This is a genomic window from Pseudomonas sp. R43(2017), assembly GCF_002112345.1.
GTDB classification, from domain to species: Bacteria; Pseudomonadota; Gammaproteobacteria; order Pseudomonadales; family Pseudomonadaceae; genus Aquipseudomonas; species Aquipseudomonas kribbensis.
Map to the genome: position 1 here is coordinate 12,022 of NZ_NEHJ01000006.1, position 19,922 is coordinate 31,943.

The 19,922-nt window shown below is 62.0% G+C and carries 23 protein-coding genes; 14 read left to right on the top strand and 9 right to left on the bottom strand.

The window, feature by feature from the left end:
* Window positions 1-6: 6 nt before the first annotated feature.
* Both CAG02_RS17740 and CAG02_RS17745 read left to right on the top strand, forming a co-directional pair.
* Window positions 7-1,194, top strand: a complete 1,188-nt coding sequence (locus CAG02_RS17740) for an acyl-CoA dehydrogenase family protein (RefSeq protein WP_085710688.1) — start codon at window positions 7-9, stop codon at window positions 1,192-1,194.
* Window positions 1,195-1,217: 23 nt separating this feature from the next.
* Window positions 1,218-2,321: a sigma-54-dependent Fis family transcriptional regulator gene (locus CAG02_RS17745; RefSeq protein WP_085710689.1), complete on the top strand. Its 1,104-nt coding sequence runs from the start codon at window positions 1,218-1,220 to the stop codon at window positions 2,319-2,321.
* On the opposite strand, the gene CAG02_RS17750 is transcribed toward CAG02_RS17745, so the two are convergent.
* Window positions 2,318-2,683, bottom strand: coding sequence for an antibiotic biosynthesis monooxygenase (locus tag CAG02_RS17750; RefSeq protein WP_085710690.1), 366 nt, complete (start codon window positions 2,681-2,683; stop codon window positions 2,318-2,320). The genes CAG02_RS17745 and CAG02_RS17750 overlap by 4 nt on opposite strands.
* Before the next feature lie 90 nt (window positions 2,684-2,773).
* Between CAG02_RS17750 and soxR the strand changes: the two genes are divergently transcribed.
* Entirely contained in the window at window positions 2,774-3,232 is a 459-nt protein-coding gene (soxR, locus tag CAG02_RS17755; protein ID WP_085710691.1) for a redox-sensitive transcriptional activator SoxR, read from the top strand.
* A gap of 36 nt (window positions 3,233-3,268) precedes the next feature.
* On the opposite strand, the gene CAG02_RS17760 is transcribed toward soxR, so the two are convergent.
* The 3 genes from CAG02_RS17760 to CAG02_RS17770 form a co-directional block, all read right to left on the bottom strand.
* Window positions 3,269-4,039, bottom strand: a complete 771-nt coding sequence (locus CAG02_RS17760) for a MetQ/NlpA family ABC transporter substrate-binding protein (RefSeq protein WP_085710692.1) — start codon at window positions 4,037-4,039, stop codon at window positions 3,269-3,271.
* Window positions 4,040-4,114: 75 nt separating this feature from the next.
* On the bottom strand, window positions 4,115-4,780 hold the full coding sequence (locus tag CAG02_RS17765; RefSeq protein WP_085710693.1) for a methionine ABC transporter permease: 666 nt from the start codon (window positions 4,778-4,780) through the stop codon (window positions 4,115-4,117).
* A gap of 2 nt (window positions 4,781-4,782) precedes the next feature.
* Complete coding sequence (locus CAG02_RS17770; protein WP_085710694.1) at window positions 4,783-5,997, bottom strand: SfnB family sulfur acquisition oxidoreductase; 1,215 nt, start codon at window positions 5,995-5,997, stop codon at window positions 4,783-4,785.
* Between the two features lie 258 nt (window positions 5,998-6,255).
* On the opposite strand from CAG02_RS17770, the gene CAG02_RS17775 reads away from it, so the two are divergent.
* The 10 genes from CAG02_RS17775 (at window position 6,256) to CAG02_RS17820 (ending at window position 14,196) form a co-directional block, all read left to right on the top strand.
* Window positions 6,256-6,717 (top strand): VOC family protein, encoded by a 462-nt coding sequence (locus CAG02_RS17775; protein WP_085710695.1) that lies wholly within the window; start codon window positions 6,256-6,258, stop codon window positions 6,715-6,717.
* Between the two features lie 140 nt (window positions 6,718-6,857).
* Window positions 6,858-7,733 carry an alpha/beta fold hydrolase gene (locus tag CAG02_RS17780; RefSeq protein WP_085710696.1) on the top strand — a complete coding sequence of 292 codons (876 nt, stop codon included), beginning with the start codon at window positions 6,858-6,860 and terminating at the stop codon, window positions 7,731-7,733.
* 223 nt (window positions 7,734-7,956) lie between these two features.
* Window positions 7,957-9,159, top strand: a complete 1,203-nt coding sequence (locus CAG02_RS17785) for a PepSY domain-containing protein (RefSeq protein WP_085710697.1) — start codon at window positions 7,957-7,959, stop codon at window positions 9,157-9,159.
* Window positions 9,156-9,695 carry a thiamine pyrophosphate-binding protein gene (locus CAG02_RS17790; RefSeq protein ID WP_085710698.1) on the top strand — a complete coding sequence of 180 codons (540 nt, stop codon included), beginning with the start codon at window positions 9,156-9,158 and terminating at the stop codon, window positions 9,693-9,695. The genes CAG02_RS17785 and CAG02_RS17790 overlap by 4 nt, the downstream gene beginning before the upstream one ends.
* A 20-nt stretch (window positions 9,696-9,715) precedes the next feature.
* A complete protein-coding gene (locus CAG02_RS17795) occupies window positions 9,716-10,024 on the top strand; it encodes a hypothetical protein (RefSeq protein ID WP_225739982.1) in 309 nt (102 codons plus the stop codon).
* Window positions 10,021-10,587 (top strand): DUF6162 family protein, encoded by a 567-nt coding sequence (locus CAG02_RS17800; protein WP_085710700.1) that lies wholly within the window; start codon window positions 10,021-10,023, stop codon window positions 10,585-10,587. The genes CAG02_RS17795 and CAG02_RS17800 overlap by 4 nt, the downstream gene beginning before the upstream one ends.
* A gap of 35 nt (window positions 10,588-10,622) precedes the next feature.
* Window positions 10,623-11,552 carry a metal ABC transporter substrate-binding protein gene (locus CAG02_RS17805; protein ID WP_085710701.1) on the top strand — a complete coding sequence of 310 codons (930 nt, stop codon included), beginning with the start codon at window positions 10,623-10,625 and terminating at the stop codon, window positions 11,550-11,552.
* A complete protein-coding gene (locus CAG02_RS17810; RefSeq protein ID WP_085710702.1) occupies window positions 11,549-12,397 on the top strand; it encodes a metal ABC transporter ATP-binding protein in 849 nt (282 codons plus the stop codon). Before CAG02_RS17805 ends, CAG02_RS17810 begins: the two co-directional genes overlap by 4 nt.
* Window positions 12,397-13,296 (top strand): metal ABC transporter permease, encoded by a 900-nt coding sequence (locus tag CAG02_RS17815; RefSeq protein ID WP_085710703.1) that lies wholly within the window; start codon window positions 12,397-12,399, stop codon window positions 13,294-13,296. Before CAG02_RS17810 ends, CAG02_RS17815 begins: the two co-directional genes overlap by 1 nt.
* The gene (locus tag CAG02_RS17820) at window positions 13,297-14,196 is read left to right on the top strand and encodes a metal ABC transporter solute-binding protein, Zn/Mn family (RefSeq protein ID WP_085710704.1); all 900 of its coding nucleotides are present in this window, start codon (window positions 13,297-13,299) and stop codon (window positions 14,194-14,196) included.
* Between the two features lie 71 nt (window positions 14,197-14,267).
* Here the strand turns inward: CAG02_RS17820 and CAG02_RS17825 are convergent, their stop codons facing one another.
* From CAG02_RS17825 to CAG02_RS17845, 5 genes are all read right to left on the bottom strand, one after another.
* Complete coding sequence (locus tag CAG02_RS17825) at window positions 14,268-14,492, bottom strand: MbtH family protein (RefSeq protein ID WP_011335246.1); 225 nt, start codon at window positions 14,490-14,492, stop codon at window positions 14,268-14,270.
* Between the two features lie 83 nt (window positions 14,493-14,575).
* The gene (locus CAG02_RS17830) at window positions 14,576-15,988 is read right to left on the bottom strand and encodes an aspartate aminotransferase family protein (protein WP_085710705.1); all 1,413 of its coding nucleotides are present in this window, start codon (window positions 15,986-15,988) and stop codon (window positions 14,576-14,578) included.
* Between the two features lie 143 nt (window positions 15,989-16,131).
* Window positions 16,132-16,617, bottom strand: coding sequence for a GNAT family N-acetyltransferase (locus CAG02_RS17835; RefSeq protein WP_085710706.1), 486 nt, complete (start codon window positions 16,615-16,617; stop codon window positions 16,132-16,134).
* A 100-nt stretch (window positions 16,618-16,717) separates the two neighbouring features.
* Entirely contained in the window at window positions 16,718-18,040 is a 1,323-nt protein-coding gene (locus CAG02_RS17840) for an ATP-binding protein (RefSeq protein WP_085710707.1), read from the bottom strand.
* Window positions 18,040-18,720, bottom strand: a complete 681-nt coding sequence (locus CAG02_RS17845) for a response regulator (RefSeq protein WP_085710708.1) — start codon at window positions 18,718-18,720, stop codon at window positions 18,040-18,042. The genes CAG02_RS17840 and CAG02_RS17845 overlap by 1 nt, the downstream gene beginning before the upstream one ends.
* Window positions 18,721-19,046: 326 nt before the next feature.
* Between CAG02_RS17845 and CAG02_RS17850 the strand changes: the two genes are divergently transcribed.
* Complete coding sequence (locus CAG02_RS17850; RefSeq protein WP_085710709.1) at window positions 19,047-19,730, top strand: hypothetical protein; 684 nt, start codon at window positions 19,047-19,049, stop codon at window positions 19,728-19,730.
* The last annotated feature ends 192 nt before the right edge of the window (window positions 19,731-19,922 follow it).

The following is a 19,922-nucleotide window of genomic DNA, read 5'->3' on the forward strand; positions in this document are numbered from 1 at the left end:
GACCGAGTGACTGCCAAACCGCAAAGCACCCTGCTCTCCCCGTTGCAGACCGCCCGCCAACTGGCCGCCGAGTTCGCCCTGACCGCCGTCGAGCGCGACGAGCGCGGCGGCACGCCGAAAGCCGAGCGCGATGCCCTGCGCGACAGCGGACTGCTGGCCCTGAGCATTCCCACCCGTTACGGCGGCCTCGGTGCGCGCTGGAGCGAAACACTGGAAGTCGTGCGCGAGTTCGCCAAAGTCGACAGCTCGATTGCCCACGTCTTTGGTTTTCATCATTTGATGCTGGCTACCGTTCGCCTGTTTTCCCGACCGGAACAATGGCAACCGTGGTTTGAGCAGACCGCGCGACAGAACTGGTTCTGGGGCAATGCGCTCAATCCGCTGGACACCCGCACCGTGGTCAAGGACCTCGGTGGCTGGCGCGAGTTTTCCGGCAAGAAAAGCTTCTGCTCCGGCGCCAGCGATTCGCAAATGCTGATCGCCTCGGCGGTGGACGAAAGCAACGGCGGCAAACTGCTGATCGCGGCGATCCCCAGCGGCCGCAGCGGCATCACTTTGCACAACGACTGGAACAACATCGGCCAGCGCCAGACCGACAGCGGCAGCGCCACGTTCGAACGGGTGCGAGTCGAGGAATCGGAACTGCTGCTGGATCCGGGTCCGTTGAGTACCCCGTTCGCCTGCTTGCGCCCGTTGATCGCACAACTGACGTTCACCCACATGTTTCTCGGCATCGCCGAAGGGGCCTTCGAAGAGGCGCGGCAATACACCCTCAGCGAAACCCGGGTCTGGCACAAATCCTCGGTGCGCGAGGTGCGTGAAGACCCGTATGTGCTGGCCCATTACGGCGAGTTCTGGGTCGCCCTCGAAGGCATCCGATTGCTGGTGGAACGCGCCGCCGCGCTGCTCGACGAGGCATGGGCCAAAGGCCCGAACCTCAGCGCCGAAGAACGCGGCCACCTGGCCACGGCGATTGCCACGGCCAAGGTCGCCGCGAGTCGTCAGGGGCTGGAGATTTGCAGCCGACTGTTCGAAGTCACCGGCGCCCGTTCGACCCATGCGTCGCTGCGTCTCGACCGCCACTGGCGCAACCTGCGCACGCAAACCCTGCACGACCCGCTGGATTACAAACTCCATGAGCTGGGCGACTGGGCACTGAACCAGGCCCTGCCGGTGCCGACGTTCTATTCCTGATTTCCTTTCGTGGAGCGAGACCCATGCAACTGCTGACCCTGCCGCCCTCACCCGCCCTGGCCACTTCGATTCGCGCCACTGCCCAGGTGTTCGAAGACCCGAAATCCCAGGCCCTGCTCGCGCATCTGCAACAAGTCGCGCCGAGCGAAGCCAGCGTGCTGATCATCGGCGAAACCGGCACCGGCAAAGAACTGGTAGCGCGGCATATCCACAACCTGAGCAACCGACGCAACCGGCCATTCATTGCGGTCAACTGCGGGGCGTTTTCCGAATCGCTGGTGGAAGCCGAATTGTTCGGCCACGAAAAAGGCGCCTTCACCGGCGCCCTCAGCGCCAAAGCCGGGTGGTTCGAAGAGGCGGATGGCGGCACCTTGTTCCTCGACGAAATCGGCGATTTGCCGATGGCGATCCAGGTCAAATTGCTGCGGGTCTTGCAGGAGCGCGAAGTGGTGCGCCTCGGGTCGCGCAAGAGCATTCCCATCGATGTGCGGGTGCTGGCGGCGACCAACGTGCAACTGGAGAAAGCCATCAATGCCGGGCATTTCCGTGAGGATCTGTATTACCGGCTGAACGTGGTCAATCTGGAACTGAGCCCGTTGCGCGAACGGCCCGGCGACATCCTGCCGCTGACCCGGCATTTCATCGAAGCCTACAGTCAGCGCCTGGGTTACGGACGCATCACCATCAGCCCCGGCGCCGAACACAAATTGCGCGGCTACAGCTGGCCGGGCAACATCCGCGAACTGGAAAACGTCATCCACCACACGCTGCTGATCTGCCGCAACGGCGTGATCGAGCGCGACGACCTGCGCCTGTCGAACCTGCGCATCGACCGTCCGGACGATCAGCACGGCAGCGTCGACGACTCACCGGAAGCGCTGCTCGAACGCGCCTTCCAGAAACTCTTCGAACAACAGGCCGGCGCCCTGCATGAAAAGGTCGAGGATGCGTTGCTGCGTTCGGCTTATCGCTTCTGCCACTACAACCAGGTGCACACCGCCGCGCTACTCGGCCTGAGCCGCAACGTGACCCGCACGCGGCTGATCAAGATCGGCGAACTGGCAGTGAACAAGCGGCGGCCCACGGAAAACCTGCAGGGCGAGCGCTTGATCCAGCTGTCGATCTAGCCCACCAGTTGGCAGTGCAAACCATCGTCGTGACTGCGGGCGATGCTGCTCAGCACCTGGAATGAACCGAAGGTCACGGTTCGTGCCTGATGGGTGCGGATCAACTGCCAGAAATCCTGCTCGCCGGTTTCGAAACTCTGGAACGCCGCCTCCCCCGCCTCGCGGGATTGCCATTGCAGGAAACCCAACACCCGCCGGCCATCGTCGCTGGCCTGAACGCTGGCGCTGACGAAACCGGCGTAACGCTGGGCCAGACGCTCGGTCTGCACAGTCAGCGCCGAGACCAGCGCCGGCTGTTGGCCGGGTTCGATTTCAAATTCGATCAATTGGGTAAAGCTGCGGTTTTTCGCTGTGACTTGCATAACGCCCCCACTCGGTCAGGCGAATCTTGCGATTCGAAGGCCTGCAGGGTAAAACCTCGAGTTAACTAGAGGTCAAGGGGCAATTTTCAAATGGTCACAGCGGAAAACTTGCACAGGCAACTCACCGTCGGCGAAGTCGCGGCCCGCAGTGGTGTCGCCGTCACCGCCCTGCATTTCTATGAATCCAAAGGTTTGATCAAAAGCCAGCGCAATGCCGGCAATCAGCGCCGTTATCCACGGGAAGTGTTGCGGCGGGTGGCGTTGATCAAGGTGGCGCAACGGCTGGGCATACCCTTGGCAGAAATCGGCGAGGCACTGAAACAGCTGCCGGACAACCGCGCGCCGACGGCAGCGGACTGGAAAGTGTTGTCGGAACAGTGGCGGCGGGAGCTGGATGAACGCATCAATCAATTGATGCTGCTGCGGGATCGGCTGACCGGTTGCATCGGCTGCGGCTGCCTGTCGATGGAAGCCTGCCCGCTGCGCAACCAGGGCGATGTGCTGGGCGAGCAAGGGCCGGGAGCGCACTTTCTCGATGTCCCGGATTGACGGTTCCCACGGCGTGGGAACCGTCAAATCGAACAATCAGAAGCCCGGTGCAATCTGCCCTTTGTAGCGGGTCAGGATGAACTGGCGCACTTCATCGGAGTTCAACGCCTTGGCCAGTTTCTGCAGGCCCGGATCGTTGATGTTGTCGGGACGTGCGACCAGAAACTCGATGTACAGGCTCTTGCCCTTCTCGACGATCAATGCGCTGTTAGTGTCGATCCCGGCTTCCAGCGCGTAGTTGGCGAACACGAAGGCCAGGTCCACCTGACTCACCGAACGAGCCAGCAGCGCGCCTTCCAGTTCACGGATTTTCAGGTGCTTGGGGTTTTCGACGATGTCGCGCTGGGTGGCCAGGGTGTTGCTCGGATCCTTGAGCTTGATGAGCCCCGCCTCATGCAACAGCACCAACGCGCGACCGGTGTTCACCGGGTCGTTGGGGATCGACACACTGGCGCCGTCCTTCAGCTCCGAAATGTTCTTGATCTTGGTCGAGTAGGCGCCAAACGGTTCGATGTGCACGCCGACCACCGGCACCAGATTGGTGTGGCGGGTCTTGTTGAAATCATCGAGAAACGGCCGGTACTGGTAGTAGTTGGCGTCGAGGTTTTTCAGCGCCAGTTGCTGGTTGGGCTGGATGAAGTCGGTGAAGACCTTGATGTCCAGATCCACGCCTTCCTTGGCCAGGGTCGGTTTGACGAATTCGAGGATTTCCGCGTGCGGCACCGGGGTGGCACCGACGATCAGTTTTTCGTTGGCGTGAGCGCCGAACGACAGCACGGCAGCCAGAACGGCCAGGGTCTTTTTCATGGTTTGCTCCAAGGCAGATTTGAGTGGCCGTCGTGGGGTGGACGTGGGGCCTTTATGGGATGAACTGTTTTTTCTTCAGCGGCGGCTGTAGTGCGCCACCAGTCGGTCACCGGTCATTTGCAGGGCTTGCACCAGAATCAGCAGCAACACCACGGTGACCACCATCACGTCAGTCTGAAAGCGCTGATAGCCGAAGCGGATCGCCAGATCGCCGAGCCCGCCGCCGCCGATCACGCCAGCCATGGCCGTGTAATCCACCAGCACGATGGCAGTGACCGTCACCGCTGCCAGCAATCCTCCGCGGGCTTCCGGCAACAAGGTGTGCCAAATGATCTGCCAGGTGTTGGCGCCCATGGCCTGGGTTGCCTCGACCACGCCGCGATCGACTTCGCGCAACGCGGTTTCCACCAGCCGCGCAAAGAACGGTGTGCAACCGACCACCAGCGGCGGAATGGTCCCGGGCACACCCAGCGAGGTGCCCACCAGCAGCGTGGTCAGCGGAATCAGCACGATCAACAAAATGATGAACGGCAGCGAACGCAGCATGTTCACGATCACCGACAGCACCCGGTACACGCCGACCGTTTCATGCAACTGGCGTTTGCCGGTGAGAAACAGCAGCAACCCCAGCGGCAAGCCCAGCAACACCGTGAACAGCAGCGCCGCGCCGAGCATGCTTAACGTGTCGAGACAGGCCTGGGCAATGTCGGCCCAGTAAATGTGTTTGAACCACTCGGCCATGATCAGGACCAGTCGTGACGCGGTGGTTTGACGCCGTTGAGCAGCCAGTTGCCGACCACGTGGTATTTCCAGCGCACCGGGTCATGCAAGGTGTGGACCCGGGCGTTGCGCCAGTGGCGGTCGAAGTTGTGCTTCTTCAGGGTCGAACGGGTGCCACCGAGTTCGAACAACTTGTTGCTGGCTTCGATGGCGATTTCAGTGGTCAGCACTTTGGCCTTGGCCACGGCCAGGGAGGCCAGCGCGACGTTGTCTTCATCGGGTGCCGGGCGCGCGGCGTCGAGTGCCCAACCGGCCCGTTCGAGCAAGGCTTCGGCGGCTTCCAGACGGATTTCCAGCGCGCCGATCTGAATGATCGTCAGCGGATCTTCGCTGGCCTTGTCCACCCCGGCGTCGATCCATGGCCGGGCAAACTGACGGACGAACTCAACCGTGTCATGCAGCGCCGCCCGGGCAATGCCGGCGTCGATGGCGGCAGTGGTCAACTGGGCGAACGGCCCGGCCAGGGTCGGGCTCTCGTAGGAACGGTACGTCGGGAACAGATTGAACGGCGCCACGTGAAGATCTTCCGCCAGCACGGTGCCGCTGGACGTGGTGCGCTGGCCGATGCTGTCCCAGTCGTCGACGATCACCAGCCCTTTTGTGCCGCGCTCGACGAAAGCCAACTGACCCTTCTGTTCCTCATCCAGCGCCAGCACCGCCAGCCAGTGAGCATAGAGCGAACCGGTGCAGTAACCCTTGCGGCCGTTGATCACGAAGCCGTCACCATAACGACGGATCGTGGTCTGGATGTCCTGCACATTCTTGCCGCCGGTTTCCGACAGCGCATTGGCGAAGCGATGACCTTGCAGCGCCAGCTCAAAGAAGTGCGCCTGCTGTGCGGGCGTGCCTTGCAGGCGAATATCCTCGAGCAGGCAGTAGTGGTTTTGCGGGATCTGCCCGAGGGACGGATCGGCGGCGGAAATGATCGCGATCACCTGCGCCAGCACCGCACAGGACACCTGCGCACCACCGTATTCCTTCGGCACGGTGATGCCCCACAGGCCACTGTTGGAATACAGATCGACGACTTCGGCAGGGACTTCACGGTGGCGGTCACGCTCGGCGGCGTGCTCCTGCAAAACGGCGGCAGCCTGTGCGGCCACGCGCAAGGCTTCGGCGTCGTCGGCGATCCGATGGGCGGCCGGCGGGTTGATCGGATAAACGGAAGATTCAGACATGGATGACTCTCGGTATCGGTGTTGTACCGGGTCATTGCAGCTTCTGTGCCTGACTGGCAGCCCTTGTCTGACGCGGCTTTCAACGGCTTTCAACAGATCCTGACGATAAAAACCCGCGCATTCTGTTGCTTCACTGTCGATGGCTGAACACTGCTCGTCGGCTACTCGTTCATGGCTGCGCGACGGATCTATAGTTGAGCGACCGGAAACCCCGGCGAAGGCAAACCTTCAGTCACTCATAAAAAAGGGAGTACCGCCATGAGCGTCCAACCCATCCCGGAGGGGTACCACAGCGTGACCCCATATCTCGGCATCCATAAGGCCGCCGAGGCCATCGATTTCTATAAAAAGGCGTTCGGTGCCACCGAAGTCATGCGCCTGAGCATGCCTGACGGTCGCGTCGGCCACTGCGAACTGCGCATCGGCGACAGCGCGATCATGCTGGGCACACCGTGCGACCAGGGACCATTGAGCAACCCGGACAGCGCCGTGTCCGTCGGTCTGCATCTGTATGTGACCGATGTCGACAAGTCGTTCCAGCGTGCACTGGATGCCGGGGCGAAGGCAGTGTCCGAGGTCAAGGATCAGTTCTACGGGGATCGCAGCGGTACGTTGAAGGATCCCTACGGGCATCTGTGGTTCCTGGCCACGCGCAAGGAAGACCTGACCCAGGAGCAGATCGAGCAGCGGGCGAAGGAAATGTTTCAGCAGGCTCAGTAACGACGATTCTCCATTCCCGCGCCGCGCGCGGGGATGGGTGAACACGATTCATGAACCGTCGAACCACACTTCACGCCTTGTCATGAACGCCCGGCGATTTCAGGATGCAGGTCAACCGCCTGAATAAAGGATCTCCCCCGATGTTTGCCGGATTCGTCAAAGACCAGCGCCACGTCAATGGCGTGGACATCACTTATCGCCTCGGCGGCAGCGGCCCGGGCCTGCTGCTGTTGCACGGACACCCGCAGACCCACGTCATCTGGCACAAGGTCGCCGAGCAACTGGCCGAGCATTTCACCGTGGTCGCTGCCGACCTGCGCGGTTACGGCGACAGCAGCCGACCACCGGCCGATGAGCGGCACGCCCAGTATTCCAAACGGGAGATGGCCCGCGACGGCGTGGAATTGATGAAGGCGCTGGGCTTTACGCAGTTCTCGATCCTCGCCCACGACCGTGGCGCCCGGGTCGCCCATCGTCTGGCCCTCGATCACCCTGCTGCCGTGCAGCGCATGGTGCTGCTGGACATCGCGCCGACCCTGGCAATGTACAGCCAGACCAACGAAGCCTTCGCCCGGGCCTACTGGCACTGGTTTTTCCTGATCCGCCCGGCGCCGCTGCCGGAAACCCTGATCGAGGCCGATCCCGAAGGCTATCTGCGCAGCGTCATGGGCAGCCGCAGCGCCGGGCTCAAGCCGTTCACTGACGAAGCGTTCGCCGAATACCTGCGCTGCCTGAGCCTGCCCGGCAGCGCCCGTGGGATCTGCGAGGACTACCGGGCCAGTGCCGATATCGATCTGGAACACGACCGGGCCGACCTCGCGGCTGACCATCATCTGAGCCTGCCGCTGCTGGTGCTGTGGGGCGCCGAGGGCACGGTCGGTCGTTGCTTCGATCCACTCAGGGAATGGCAGCAGGTGGCCACCGACGTGCGCGGCAAGTCCTTGCCCGCCGGGCATTACCTCGCTGAAGAAGTGCCTGAGCTGTTGCTCGCCGAAGCGCTGCCGTTCCTGCGCTGAGCCATCCCGCCCATCCGCTCACCACGATTCCAACCGGTGTCGTGATGAGATTGCAGTCGCGAAACATTTACTTTCATATCCTTCATCGGGATTTGCTTCAGTCATCCGTCTTATAGAGATGCGGGCCAGTCGCGTAGGCAAAAGCCACGACCGGCCCTTCAGGGACTCCCGTGCTGCGAAGCCCGTAGCACCGAGCCCCCTCACTGAATCAAGACCCGTCATCATGTCGAAGAAATCCCGCTCGAAACTGTGGTTCCTCATACACAGCTGGTTGGCGTTGCCGATCTGGTTTTTTGTACTGATTGTCTGCGTCACCGGCACCCTGGCGGTGGTCAGCCAGGAAATCGTCTGGCTAGCCAACCCGCAGATGCGCGCCAGCGCCCCTTCGGACGACGCACCGCGCCTGAGTTACGACCAGATCCTCGCCGAAATCAAAAAAGCCGAACCGCAGACGCTGGTGCAAAGCATCAGCCGGCCTGACGAGTCGCACTTTGCCCTCGATGTCGAGGTCAGCTACCCCGACGGCCGCTCGCTGACGGTCTACGTCAATCCGTACACCGGGGTCATCCAGGGCACCGCGCCGACCTTTGACTTCAAGGCCTTCACCCGCGCCTTGCACGGCTGGTGGCTGGTGCCGTTCACCAACGGTTTCAGCTGGGGCTGGTATCTGGTGTCGTTCCTCGGGCTGCCGATGCTGGCGTCGCTGGTGACCGGGCTGGTGGTGTACAAGCGCTTCTGGAAGGGCTTTTTCCGCCCGACCCTGCGCTTCAACCACGGCGCGCGAATCTTCTGGGGCGACTTCCATCGCTTGAGCGGTATCTGGTCGATCTGGTTCATCGCGGTGATTTCCATCACCGGGGTCTGGTTTCTGATCCGCGCCCTGCTGTTCGATTTTCAGATTTCGATTTCCAGCGAGCCGATCATTCCGGCCATGTCCCGTGAAAGTGTGCCGATCTCCGCCGACGGCACGCCCCCGCCAAAGATCAGCCTGGATTCGGCCATCGAGATCGCCCAGACAAAAATCCCGGGGCTGGAAGCCAGTTTCGTCAGCCTGCCCGGCAACGCCTACAGCCACATGAGTGTCGGTGGTCGCGGCTGGTATCCACTGATGTTCCAGACCGCCACGCTCAATCCTTACAACGGTGAGATTGCCGCCTCGCGCCTGCTGTCCGACCGGTCGGCCGTAGAGTTCGTCACCGAATCCATGCGCCCGTTGCACACCGGCGATTTCGGCGGAATATGGATCAAACTGGTCTGGTTCTTCTTTGGTTTGCTGCTGAGCATGATGGTCCTCAGCGGTCTGCTGATCTGGACCAAACGCACCGCACTGGCCACGCTCAACGCGCTCAAGCGCGAAGACAAGAGAAACCGCAAGGCGATACCACGCTCGACTTCCCGACAGGAACCTTCGGAGGTGAGCCCGTGAGCCAGAGCAAAGCAACATCACCCTCGCGCCTGAGCCGGTTCTGGCACAAGTGGCGATTCCATCTCAATGTCCTGCTGTTGCTGATCCCGCTCGGGTTCATGCCCAAATATTTTGCCGATGCTTCGCTGTTTCGCGGCGACAGTGGACTGGGCGAACGGGAGGTCGGCGAAATCCAGGTCGGTCCCTGGAGCCTGCGTCTGGCGGAACTGCGTAATCAGGCGCCGATCCTGACCGGCCCTGCCGGTTACATGAAGGACTTCAGCGCCGCCCTTTGCGACGCCTGCATCGATCACGTCAAGGCAACTTACCTTCGCATCGGCAAACCCCGCAGCCTGCGGGCTGCCGGCGTGATCTTCTTCGGCACGCCGTATCGCATGGGCACCCGGTTGCCAGTGCCGGAAAAGACCGCCGCCGACGCCGAGCTGTGGATCACCATGGAAGGCTGGGACGGCAGCATGCACCAAGCCTCGATTCCGCTGAGCCAGGCCTCACCCGCCACCCTTGCCTGGCTGAACAAACAAGGAGCCAAACCATGAGTCGCCCTTTTCACCCGATCATGAACGCTGCCTTGCTGGCACTGTGTGCCGGTTTCAGCGCCAGCGCCCTGGCCCACAACCCGATGTGCGAGTGCAAAGCCATCGATGCCGAGCAGATCAAATGCACCGGCGGTTTCTCCGACGGCAGCGGCGCGCCGGGGGTGACCCTCGACGTGATCGGCTACGACGAAACCATCCTGGTACCGGGCAAGCTCGGCGCCGATTCGACCCTGACCTTCAAGAAACCCGGCGCCGAGTTCTACGTGCTGTTCGACGCCGGCCCCGGCCATGTGGTCGAAATCGACCAAGCGGATATCGAAGCCCCATGAACACGCCGACCACTCAAGTCGTGCGCCCTGCCGGCGCCGGCCATGAAACCCTCAATGTGCTGCTGATGTGCCTGCTGATCCTCGCGGTGGCCGGCTCCGTGGTGGCGTGGCGCGGTGTTTCCCATGAGCCGGAGCCGGTTTCCGGCCATCAGCTCGACGCCCGCCGCGACCTCGGCGCCAGCGAGCAAGGCATCTACGCCGACCTGCGGGTGACCCTCGACGAAATCCACCTGTTGCGTGAAGAACAGCAAGCGCTGCCAACCCCGCAGAACCTGGCGGATGAAGGTTTCGCGCCGTTCGCCCAGGACGCCAGCTCGGTCAGTCGTGGCAGCCATATCTGGCAATTGCTGGCCAACGCCGCCTATTTCGGCCACAGCCAGGCACCGGCCGTGGCCGGTTCGTTTCTGATGCGCCTGAACGACGCCGCGCCGGACATCTGGCTCAACCGCGCCGCCGATCTGCAGGCACCGACAGACCTGTCCGACGCGGCACTGACCGCCACCGGATGGAAACAGATCGTCGCGCAATTCGATGCCGGGGTGACCCGCGAACATCGTCATTGAACCCTCGCCTTCATTCGAGAGAAGACCGCTTGCCCATGTCTAGTTCATCTCAACGCCGCCCTTTCCTGCGCCTGCTGCTGATCGGCCTGTGCGCCTGCCTGCTGAGCCCGCTGGCCAGCGCCGATCCGGCCAAACGCCTGCGCATCGGCATCACCCTGCACCCTTATTACAGCTATGTGGCGAACATCGTCGGCGACAAGGCCGACGTCGTGCCGCTGATTCCTGCCGGCTTCAATCCGCACGCCTACGAGCCGCGCGCCGAAGACATCAAACGCATCAGCGGGCTCGACGTGATCGTGCTCAACGGTGTCGGCCATGACGACTTCGCCGACCGCATGATCGCCGCCAGCGAAACGCCGGACATCAAGACCATCGAAGCCAACGAAAACGTGCCGCTGCTGGCCGCCACCGGTGTCGCCGCGCGCGGTGCCGGCAAAGTGGTGAATCCGCACACCTTCCTGTCGATCAGCGCCTCGATTGCCCAGGTCAACAACATCGCCCGGGAACTGGGCAAACTCGACCCGGACAACGCCAGGACCTACACCCAGAACGCCCGCGCCTACGGCAAACGCCTGCGGCAGATGCGCGCCGACGCGCTGGCCAAACTGACCCAGGCACCGAACGCCGAGTTGCGCGTCGCCACGGTGCACGCCGCTTATGACTACCTGCTGCGCGAGTTTGGCCTGGAAGTGACAGCGGTGGTCGAGCCGGCCCACGGCATCGAGCCGAGCCCGAGCCAATTGAAGAAAACCATCGATCAACTGCGGGAACTGGACGTGAAGGTGATCTTCTCCGAGATGGATTTCCCGTCCACCTACGTCGAGACCATCCAGCGCGAATCCGGGGTGAAGCTGTACCCGCTGTCGCACATTTCCTATGGCGAATACACCGCCGACAAGTACGAAAAGGAAATGACCGGCAACCTCAACACCGTGGTTCGGGCGATTCAGGAGTCTGGCGCATGACTTCTAAAGAAAACCATATCGCCCGGGATATCGAGCACCCTGTGGGAGCGGGCTTGCCCGCGAAAGCGTCCGGACAGCCAGCATCATTGCCGGATGACACACCGCATTCGCGAGCAACCTCGCTCTCACACGTATCAGGCCCGACTTTGGATTTTTCTGAGGTCAGCCTGACACTCGGGCGCACCACGATTCTGGACAAGGTCACCTTCCAGGTGCAGCCCGGCAGCGTGCATGCGCTGGTCGGCCCCAACGGCGGCGGCAAGAGTTCGCTGATCAAGACCCTGCTCGGGCAGATGCCCCATCAGGGCCGGCTCAGCCTGCAATGGCCCGGCGAGCCCGGCACCATCGGCTATGTGCCGCAGGCGCTGGAATTCGACCGGGGGCTGCCGATGACCGTCGACGATTTCATGGCCGCCATGTGCCAGCGCCGCCCGGCGTTTCTCGGCCTGAGCAAACGCTATGCCGGCGCCATCGGTGATGCGCTGGAGCGAGTCGGCATGCAGGACAAGCGCAAGCGCCGGATGGGCGCGCTGTCCGGTGGTGAACGCCAACGGGTGCTGCTCGCTCAAGGCCTGATCCCCGCCCCGCAATTGCTGGTGCTGGATGAACCGATGTCGGCCCTCGACGAAGCCGGGATCCAGGTGTTCGAACGCCTGCTCGGCGACTGGCGCGCGGCGGGCATCACCGTGCTGTGGATCGAACACGACCTGGAAGCCGTCGGGCGTCTGGCCAACCGCGTCACAGGCCTCAACCGCCGGGTGCTGTTCGACGCCACGCCGCAACAGGCCCTGACCCCGGAACGTCTGCTGACCCTGTTCTCGACCCATCCACGGAGCGCTGCCTGATGAGTTACGAAGCCTTTCGTTTGATGGTTCAGGGCTGGGCGTCGTCCGGTTACCTGCCGGAAGCCCTGGCCTACGGTTTTGTGGTCAACGCGCTGCTCGCCGGCCTGTTGATCGGCCCGGTGCTCGGCGGTCTCGGTACGCTGGTCGTGGTCAAGCGCTTTGCGTTCTTCTCCGAAGCGGTCGGTCACGCGGCACTGACCGGCGTGGCCATCGGCATTCTGCTCGGCGAGCCCTACACCGGGCCGTACGGCAGCCTGTTCGGTTACTGCCTGCTGTTCGGCATCCTGCTCAATTACCTGCGTAACCGCACGGGCCTGGCCCCGGACACCCTGATCGGCGTGTTCCTCTCGGTGTCCCTGGCGCTGGGTGCCAGCCTGCTGCTGATCCTCGCGGGCAAGATCAACGTGCACATTCTGGAAAACGTACTGTTCGGCTCGGTGCTGACGGTCAACGGCAATGATCTGGCGGTGCTGGCCATCGTCGGTTCACTGGTGATGGCGCTGGCGTTGCCGCTGTACAACCGCATCATGCTTGCGAGTTTCAACCCGCAACTCGCGTCGGTGCGCGGCGTCGCGGTGAAGACCCTGGATTATCTGTTCGTGATTCTGGTGACCCTGATCACCGTCGCGGCGGTGAAAGTCATCGGCGCGATTCTGGTCGGCGCCCTGCTGGTGATTCCGGCGGCTGCCGCGCGTTTGCTCAGCCAGTCGCTCAAGGGCTTTTTCTGGTGTTCGGTGCTGATCGCCACGGTCAGCACGCTGTGCGGGATTCTCGCGCCCATCGTCTTCGACCTGCCGATTCCGTCCGGCGCCGCGATCATCCTCGTCGCCGGCATCGGCTTCGCCCTCGCGGCCATTGCCCGGGGCATCGTCCCCAGTCTGAAAGGGAACCTTGGATAAATGTCTTTTTCATTGCGACAACTTGCCCTGGCCATCGCCCTCGGCGGTGCCGTCTCCAGCCCATTGCTGGCCGCCGAAAAACCCGTGCGCGTACTGGCCTCGCTGCCGATCACCTACGGTTTGGGCGAAGTGCTGCTCAAGGGCACCGACATCAGCCTCGAACGCGCGGCGCCGGCAAACCTGCCGGGCAGCCGTCAGTACGCGTACTTCACCGGGCGCGGCGCTCCGGCACTGGACAAGCTGGCCAGCGGCGCCGATGCAGTGATCGGCGTGCGCTCGCTGTGGGCCGATGACCCGCTGTACCCGATGGCTCGACGCAGCAACATCCGCATCGTCGAAGTCGATGCCGCCCGGCCGGTGGACGGCGCCCTGCCCGGCATTGCCGTGCAGCCGGAGCTCAAGGTCGATGGCCTGAACAGTCAACCGTGGCTGGCCAGCAACAACATGGGACGCATGGCTGATGTGATGGCGGCAGATCTGGTGCGCCTGGCACCGAAAGACAAACCGAAGATCGAGGCCAATCTCGCCGCACTGAAACAGCGCCTGCTGAAACTCAGTGCCGACAGCGAGGCACGTCTGGCCAGTGCCGACAACCTTAGCGTGATGAGCCTGAGCGATCACTTCGGCTATCTGATCGGCAGCCTGAATCTGGAGTTGATCGGACAGGATCCGAGGCCGGATGCCGAATGGACGCCGGAAGACCTGAAAAAACTGACTGCAACGCTCAAGGACAACGACGTGGCGGTGGTGCTGCACCATCGGCAGCCGTCGGATGCGGTGAAAGCGGCGATTGCCGAGTCGGGCAGTCATCTGCTGGTGCTGAGCACCGATGCGGCGGATCCGGTGGCTGAGCTGGAAGGGAACGTGGATGCGCTGCTCAAGGGTTTGAGCGGCGCGTAACACCGAACCTCCGGACATGAAAAAACCCGCTGACTGTTTCCAGTCCAGCGGGTTTCTTTTTGGCTGAAGACTTACTGTGCAGCCGCTTGCGCTTCCATCTTCTGGCGCAGGCTCAGCGGGCGCATGTCGGTCCAGACTTCTTCGATGTAGGCCAGGCATTCTTTCTTCAGGCCGCTCTTGCCCACGGTGCGCCAGCCTTCCGGGATGGCCTTGTAATCCGGCCAGATCGAGTACTGCTCTTCGTGGTTGACCACGACCTGAAAGAGGATGTCCTCGCGGTCGAATACTGACGTCATGCTGTGTCTCCATCGTTGTAAGGGTGGGCTGCACGGTGGGTGCAGCCGGGTATGTAGAAGGAACGTTCGGCGCGGCGAAAAATTTACAGGGCGGCGGTAGCAGCGCTCAGCGCACGGCCGAAGATCTCTGCGACGCGGTCGATTTCAGCGGCGGAGATCACCAGCGGCGGCAGGAAGCGCACTACCGCACCATGGCGCCCACCCAGCTCCAGGATCAAACCGCGCTTGAGGCACTCGCGCTGCACCAGCGGCGCCAGACGTGCAAAGGCTGGCGGATGACCCAAAGCATCCGGCGTGCCGTCCGGATCCACCAGCTCGACACCGAGCATCAGGCCACGACCGCGAATGTCGCCCAGTTGCGGGAAGTCACGCTGCAGGATATGCAGATGCTCGCTCAGGCGTTCACCCATGGCGGCCGCGTGATAGCAGACGTTGTGCTCGACCAGATAACGCATCACCGCAGAACCGGCGGCCATCGCCATCTGATTGCCACGGAAGGTGCCGGCGTGGGCGCCCGGCTGCCAGGTGTCGAGCCAGTCGCGGTAGACCACCACCGCCAGCGGCAGGCTGCCGCCGATGGCTTTGGACAGCACCACCACGTCCGGGGTGATGCCGGCGTGCTCGAAGGCGAACATCTTGCCGGTGCGGGCGAAACCGCTCTGGATCTCGTCGACGATCAGTGCCACGCCAGCCTTTTCGGTGATGCGACGCAGACCGCGCAGCCACTCGATGTCCGCCGGGATCACCCCGCCCTCGCCCTGCACCGCCTCGACGATCACCGCCGCCGGCAGTTGCACGCCAGCCTCCGGGTCGTTGAGCAGGTTTTCCAGGTAACTGAGGTTGGCCTTCACGCCCGCCGCGCCACCGAGGCCGAACGGGCAACGGTAGTCATACGGGAACGGCATGAACTGCACGCCGTTGCTAAGCAGCGCGCCCAACGGTTTCTTCGGCCCCAGGCTGCCCATCAGGCTCAACGCGCCCTGGCTCATGCCGTGGTAACCGCCGGAGAACGACAGCACGGTGCTGCGGCCAGTGGCGGTACGCACCAGCTTCAGCGCGGCTTCCACGGCGTCGGTGCCGGTCGGGCCGCAGAACTGGATTTTCGCTTCCTTGGCCAACGCTGGCGGCAGCAACCCGAACAGATCCTGAACGAATTGGTCCTTCACCGGCGTGGTCAGGTCGAGGGTGTGCAGCGGCAACTCATCGGCCAGCACTTGCTGGATGGCCTCGATCACCACCGGGTGGTTGTGCCCCAGCGCCAGGGTGCCGGCACCGGCCAGGCAATCGATGAAGGTGCGGCCTTCAACGTCTTCGACATACAGACCCTTGGCACGCTTCAGCGCCAGGGGAATGCGTCGCGGATAGCTGCGGGCATTGGATTCCTGCTGGCTCTGGCGGGCCAGCAGCGGCGATTCATTGAACTGATACAGCGTTTCCGCCGGCGCGGAGGCGATCCGGGCCGACGACTCTTCGATAAGGCTGGTGGCGACTGACATCTCTCGACCCCTCAATTCGCTATGGATAGTGACCAAAACTGCACACCGCACAGGTGCGCGTTCCGGTCCCGGGGCGCACATGCAGGTTTTCCTGTTCTGGAAACGCACCAGCACGTCGAGGATTTACACCCTTGAGCGAGTTGTCATGCCGACAGCGGCAGCGACTTGTGCATCGGCAGGCTGCGCATGCCGTGGCGGATGAGCGGCGGTGCCGATTCGCGATAACCCAGACGCCGGTAGAAGGCTTCACCAGTGCGAGTGCTGGTGAGCACGGAACGGGCGCTGCCGCGAGTCAGCAGCCAGCCTTCAAGGTCAGTCATCAGCGCCCGGCCCACGCCCCGGCGAAACCATTCCGGCTGCACATGACACAGCGTGATATCGCCGTCGGCCAGCGCCATGCCGACGCCCACCGGTCGGCCTTGCATCAGGGCGATATTCAGATAGCGCTGCGGATCGGCGAGCCAGGCGCTGATGTGTTCCGGCGATTGCTGACGGATCCAGAGATCCACGAGGTGGGGGTCGTTACGATGGTCGAGCGCGCAACCGACGCGAATCGAACGTTCTACGATGCGGCTGATGATGCCGGTATCGGCCGCAGTGGCCGGACAAATGTAGATGGATGCATCCATGGCGCTGTTCCCTCAATCCATTGAGTCAAAGGCTGCGGCGACAATAGCGGCGCCGCCGGCGAATGACCAATGAAGAGAGGTTACATTTGATGTGCCGGGCTCAGGCCGGTTGCAGCGGCATGGTCAGCTCGACCCGCAAGCCATCCGGGCGACTGTCGAAATGCAGGGTACAGGCACAGCGCTGGACAATCGCCTGGACAATCGCCAGCCCAAGCCCGCAACCGGTGCTCTGGCCGTTGCGCCAGAAGCGTTGGGTCAGATGTTGCAGATCGTCCGGCGCAATCCCCGGTCCATGATCGCGAACGACAAAGCGCACGCGGTTGCCGATGGTTTCCAGACTCAGCTCCACGGCCCCCTCGGTCGGGGTATGGCGCAGGGCGTTATCGAGCAGGTTGCGCAAGGCCGCGATCGACAACACCGCCGGCATTTGCAGCGGTGCGCTGGACAGTTTTTCAGGCAGATGCAGTTTGATCCGCTGCCGCTCGTCGCTGGCAGAATCCTGAATCGCCAGTCTTGCCACTTGCTCGGCGCTGCACTGCACGCCGTCGTCGAACGACAGACTGCCCTCGACCCGGGCCAGCAACAGCAATTGTTCGAGGGTGCGGTGCAGACGGTCGGCGCCCTCCTCGGCCCGGGCAAGGGACTGATCGCGGGCGCTGCCGTCGGTCATGCGCGCCACTTGCAGGTGGGTCTTGATCGCCGTCAGCGGGCTGCGCAGTTCATGGGCGGCATCGCCGGTCAGGCGACGTTCACGCTCGATGGTCTTGCCGATGCGCTGGAACAGTTGATTCTGGGTTTCCAGCAGCGGTTTCAGTTCGCTGGGGAATGACTGCAACTGCAACGGTTCGAGGGAGTCGGCATTGCGGCGCATCAAGGCTTCGCGCAAGCGATTGAGCGGTGCCAGGCCCTGGCCGATCCCCAGCCACAGCAGGCACAGGCAGCCGAGCAGCGCCACACCCACCGGCACCGAAGCGGCCAGCAGGATCGACATGTTCAGGGCTTCCCGCTCGATCACCCGGTCGGCAGTGGTGATGCGCACATCGCCCCGGGCCAGGGTGAAGGTGCGCCATGGTGCACCGTCGATCATCTGGTCGTGGAAGCCCATTTTCTGCGCCTCCAGTGCCTGTTCCGGGTTGTTGTGGCTGCGGGCAAGGATCTCGCCACGCAACGAGCTGACCTGACAGGCCATGCCGCCGGGAATGTTCAGTTGTTCGGCACTGAAATGGGTGCCCTCGCCCTTGCTCGGAATTGCCGGCAATTGCTCCAGCAGCCCGGCGACCATTCGCGCCGAGGCCACCAGTCGCTGGTCGAGTGAAAACATCATCTGGTTGCGCAGGTCGCTAAGCATCCAGGCGGCCGCCAGGGCCCAGATCAGCGCGAACGCGGCGCCGAGGGTCAGGCTCAAGCGCAGGCGCAGACTCATCACTTGTCGGTTTCTCCACCATCGGCCGGGCCCAGGCGATAACCGAGACCACGCACGGTTTCAACGATGCCTTTGCCCAGTTTGCTGCGCAGGTGATGGATGTGCACGTTGAGGGCGTTGCTCTCCAGCTCATCGCTGAAACCGTAGACGCTGTCCTTCAATTGCTCGGTGGACAGCACTCGGCCACGGTTGTGCAGCAGGGCTTGCAGCAGGGATTGCTCGCGACGGGACAGGTCCACCGAACGGCCGGCCAACATGGTTTCACGGCTGCTCGGGTCGTAGGTCAGCGCGCCGTGCTCAATCAGGTTGACGCTGCGCCCGGCCACCCGGCGCAGCAGGGTTTGCAGACGGGCAAACAATTCACGCAGGTCGAACGGCTTGAGCAGGTAATCGTCGGCGCCGGACTGCAGGCCGTCGACCCGGTCGGTCACCGAATCCCGTGCGGTAAGGATCAGTACGGGAATTTCCAGACCTTGCTGGCGCAGCTGCTGCAACAGTTTCAGGCCATCTTCGTCCGGCAGACCGAGGTCGAGCACCATCACGTCGAATTCGGCGACCTTGAGGATCGCCCGGGCCTTGGAGGCGGTGTTGACGTGTTCGACCGTCAAGCCCTGGGCCGTCAGCCCGGCGACGATGCCACTGGCGATCAACTCGTCGTCTTCGCAAACCAGTACGTGCATTGGGGCGCTCCCTGAGCAAAAAAGCGAGTCAAACAGGTGAGGATTAAGATCAAATTATGACGATGGCGTCGATTCTCGCAAAGCGCATTCGCGCGAACGGACCGACCCTGAACTCCAGACAACATAAACAAATAATAAAAACTGTAAATAGCACCCACTAAAAACAACCACGCCCGTTTCAACCTGAAACATACCAATCAACCAGGCACCTTTTAAAATCCCGATATCAAACGCTACTATCCACCCACCAAACAAGCACAACAAACAAGCCCGATTACAATCATCTCAACACCCAATAATACCCAAACAACAAAGAGAGCACCCTTATGAAAAACTTCGTCACCGTCGACTGGCGCAATGGACCTGATCGTATTTTTTTCTTCTTCAAGGACACTAATACCTACTCCAGCTTCCATCTTGGAAACAATCACGTTGAAGAAGGCTACCCAACTTCTGTTGCTGGTCACTGGGGAGATTTCGGCCAGCACGTAAAAGACCTGAGGTTCGGGTTCACTACCCCGAGCCCCGACTGGCATAGCGCCGGCGGAGGAGACATGGTCTGGTTCTTCTACCTTGACGGCGATACCCCGATGGTTTGCAAGTATTCCCAGATCAATTCAAAGGTCGTATTCAAAAAAAATCTTTCAGATACCGACTGGTGGCCTCTAGGGAACTTTTTCAACAAAATCGTTGGTGTCATGCTGGATGAAAAGGCGGACTCCAAGCACACTTACTGGGTTTTCCTTAACGACGGGCGCTACTTTCAATACAGCCCTCGAACTCCAAGACCCCCTAAAGTAAAACCATTCAATGGCTCCGAATGGAAAGAACTTGAAAATTACAAGGACCGGATAATCACGACCGCCTTGAACGATTTTTCGATCTTCAACGCTTATTTCTACTTCTTCCTGACCAACAATGAATATTTGAGATTCGACGTTAAGAAAAGAACTGTAAACGGTCCTTTCCCGCTCCATGAAGGAACGTGGCCAGGATTGATTACAAAATGAACTCCCCGTGCATGGATGACAGGCAGGACGCGCCTTTGATGAACCGGTTGAGGGCTCGACTACTATTCTGGTAATCGCCGGTCGACACCGGACCGCAACCAACAACCTGGTCAGAGGTTGCCCCCTGAAAGAGTGCCGATTAGGCGGTTGGCCGTTTAAGCTGACATTATGCCGCGAACGCCACAGCGACAA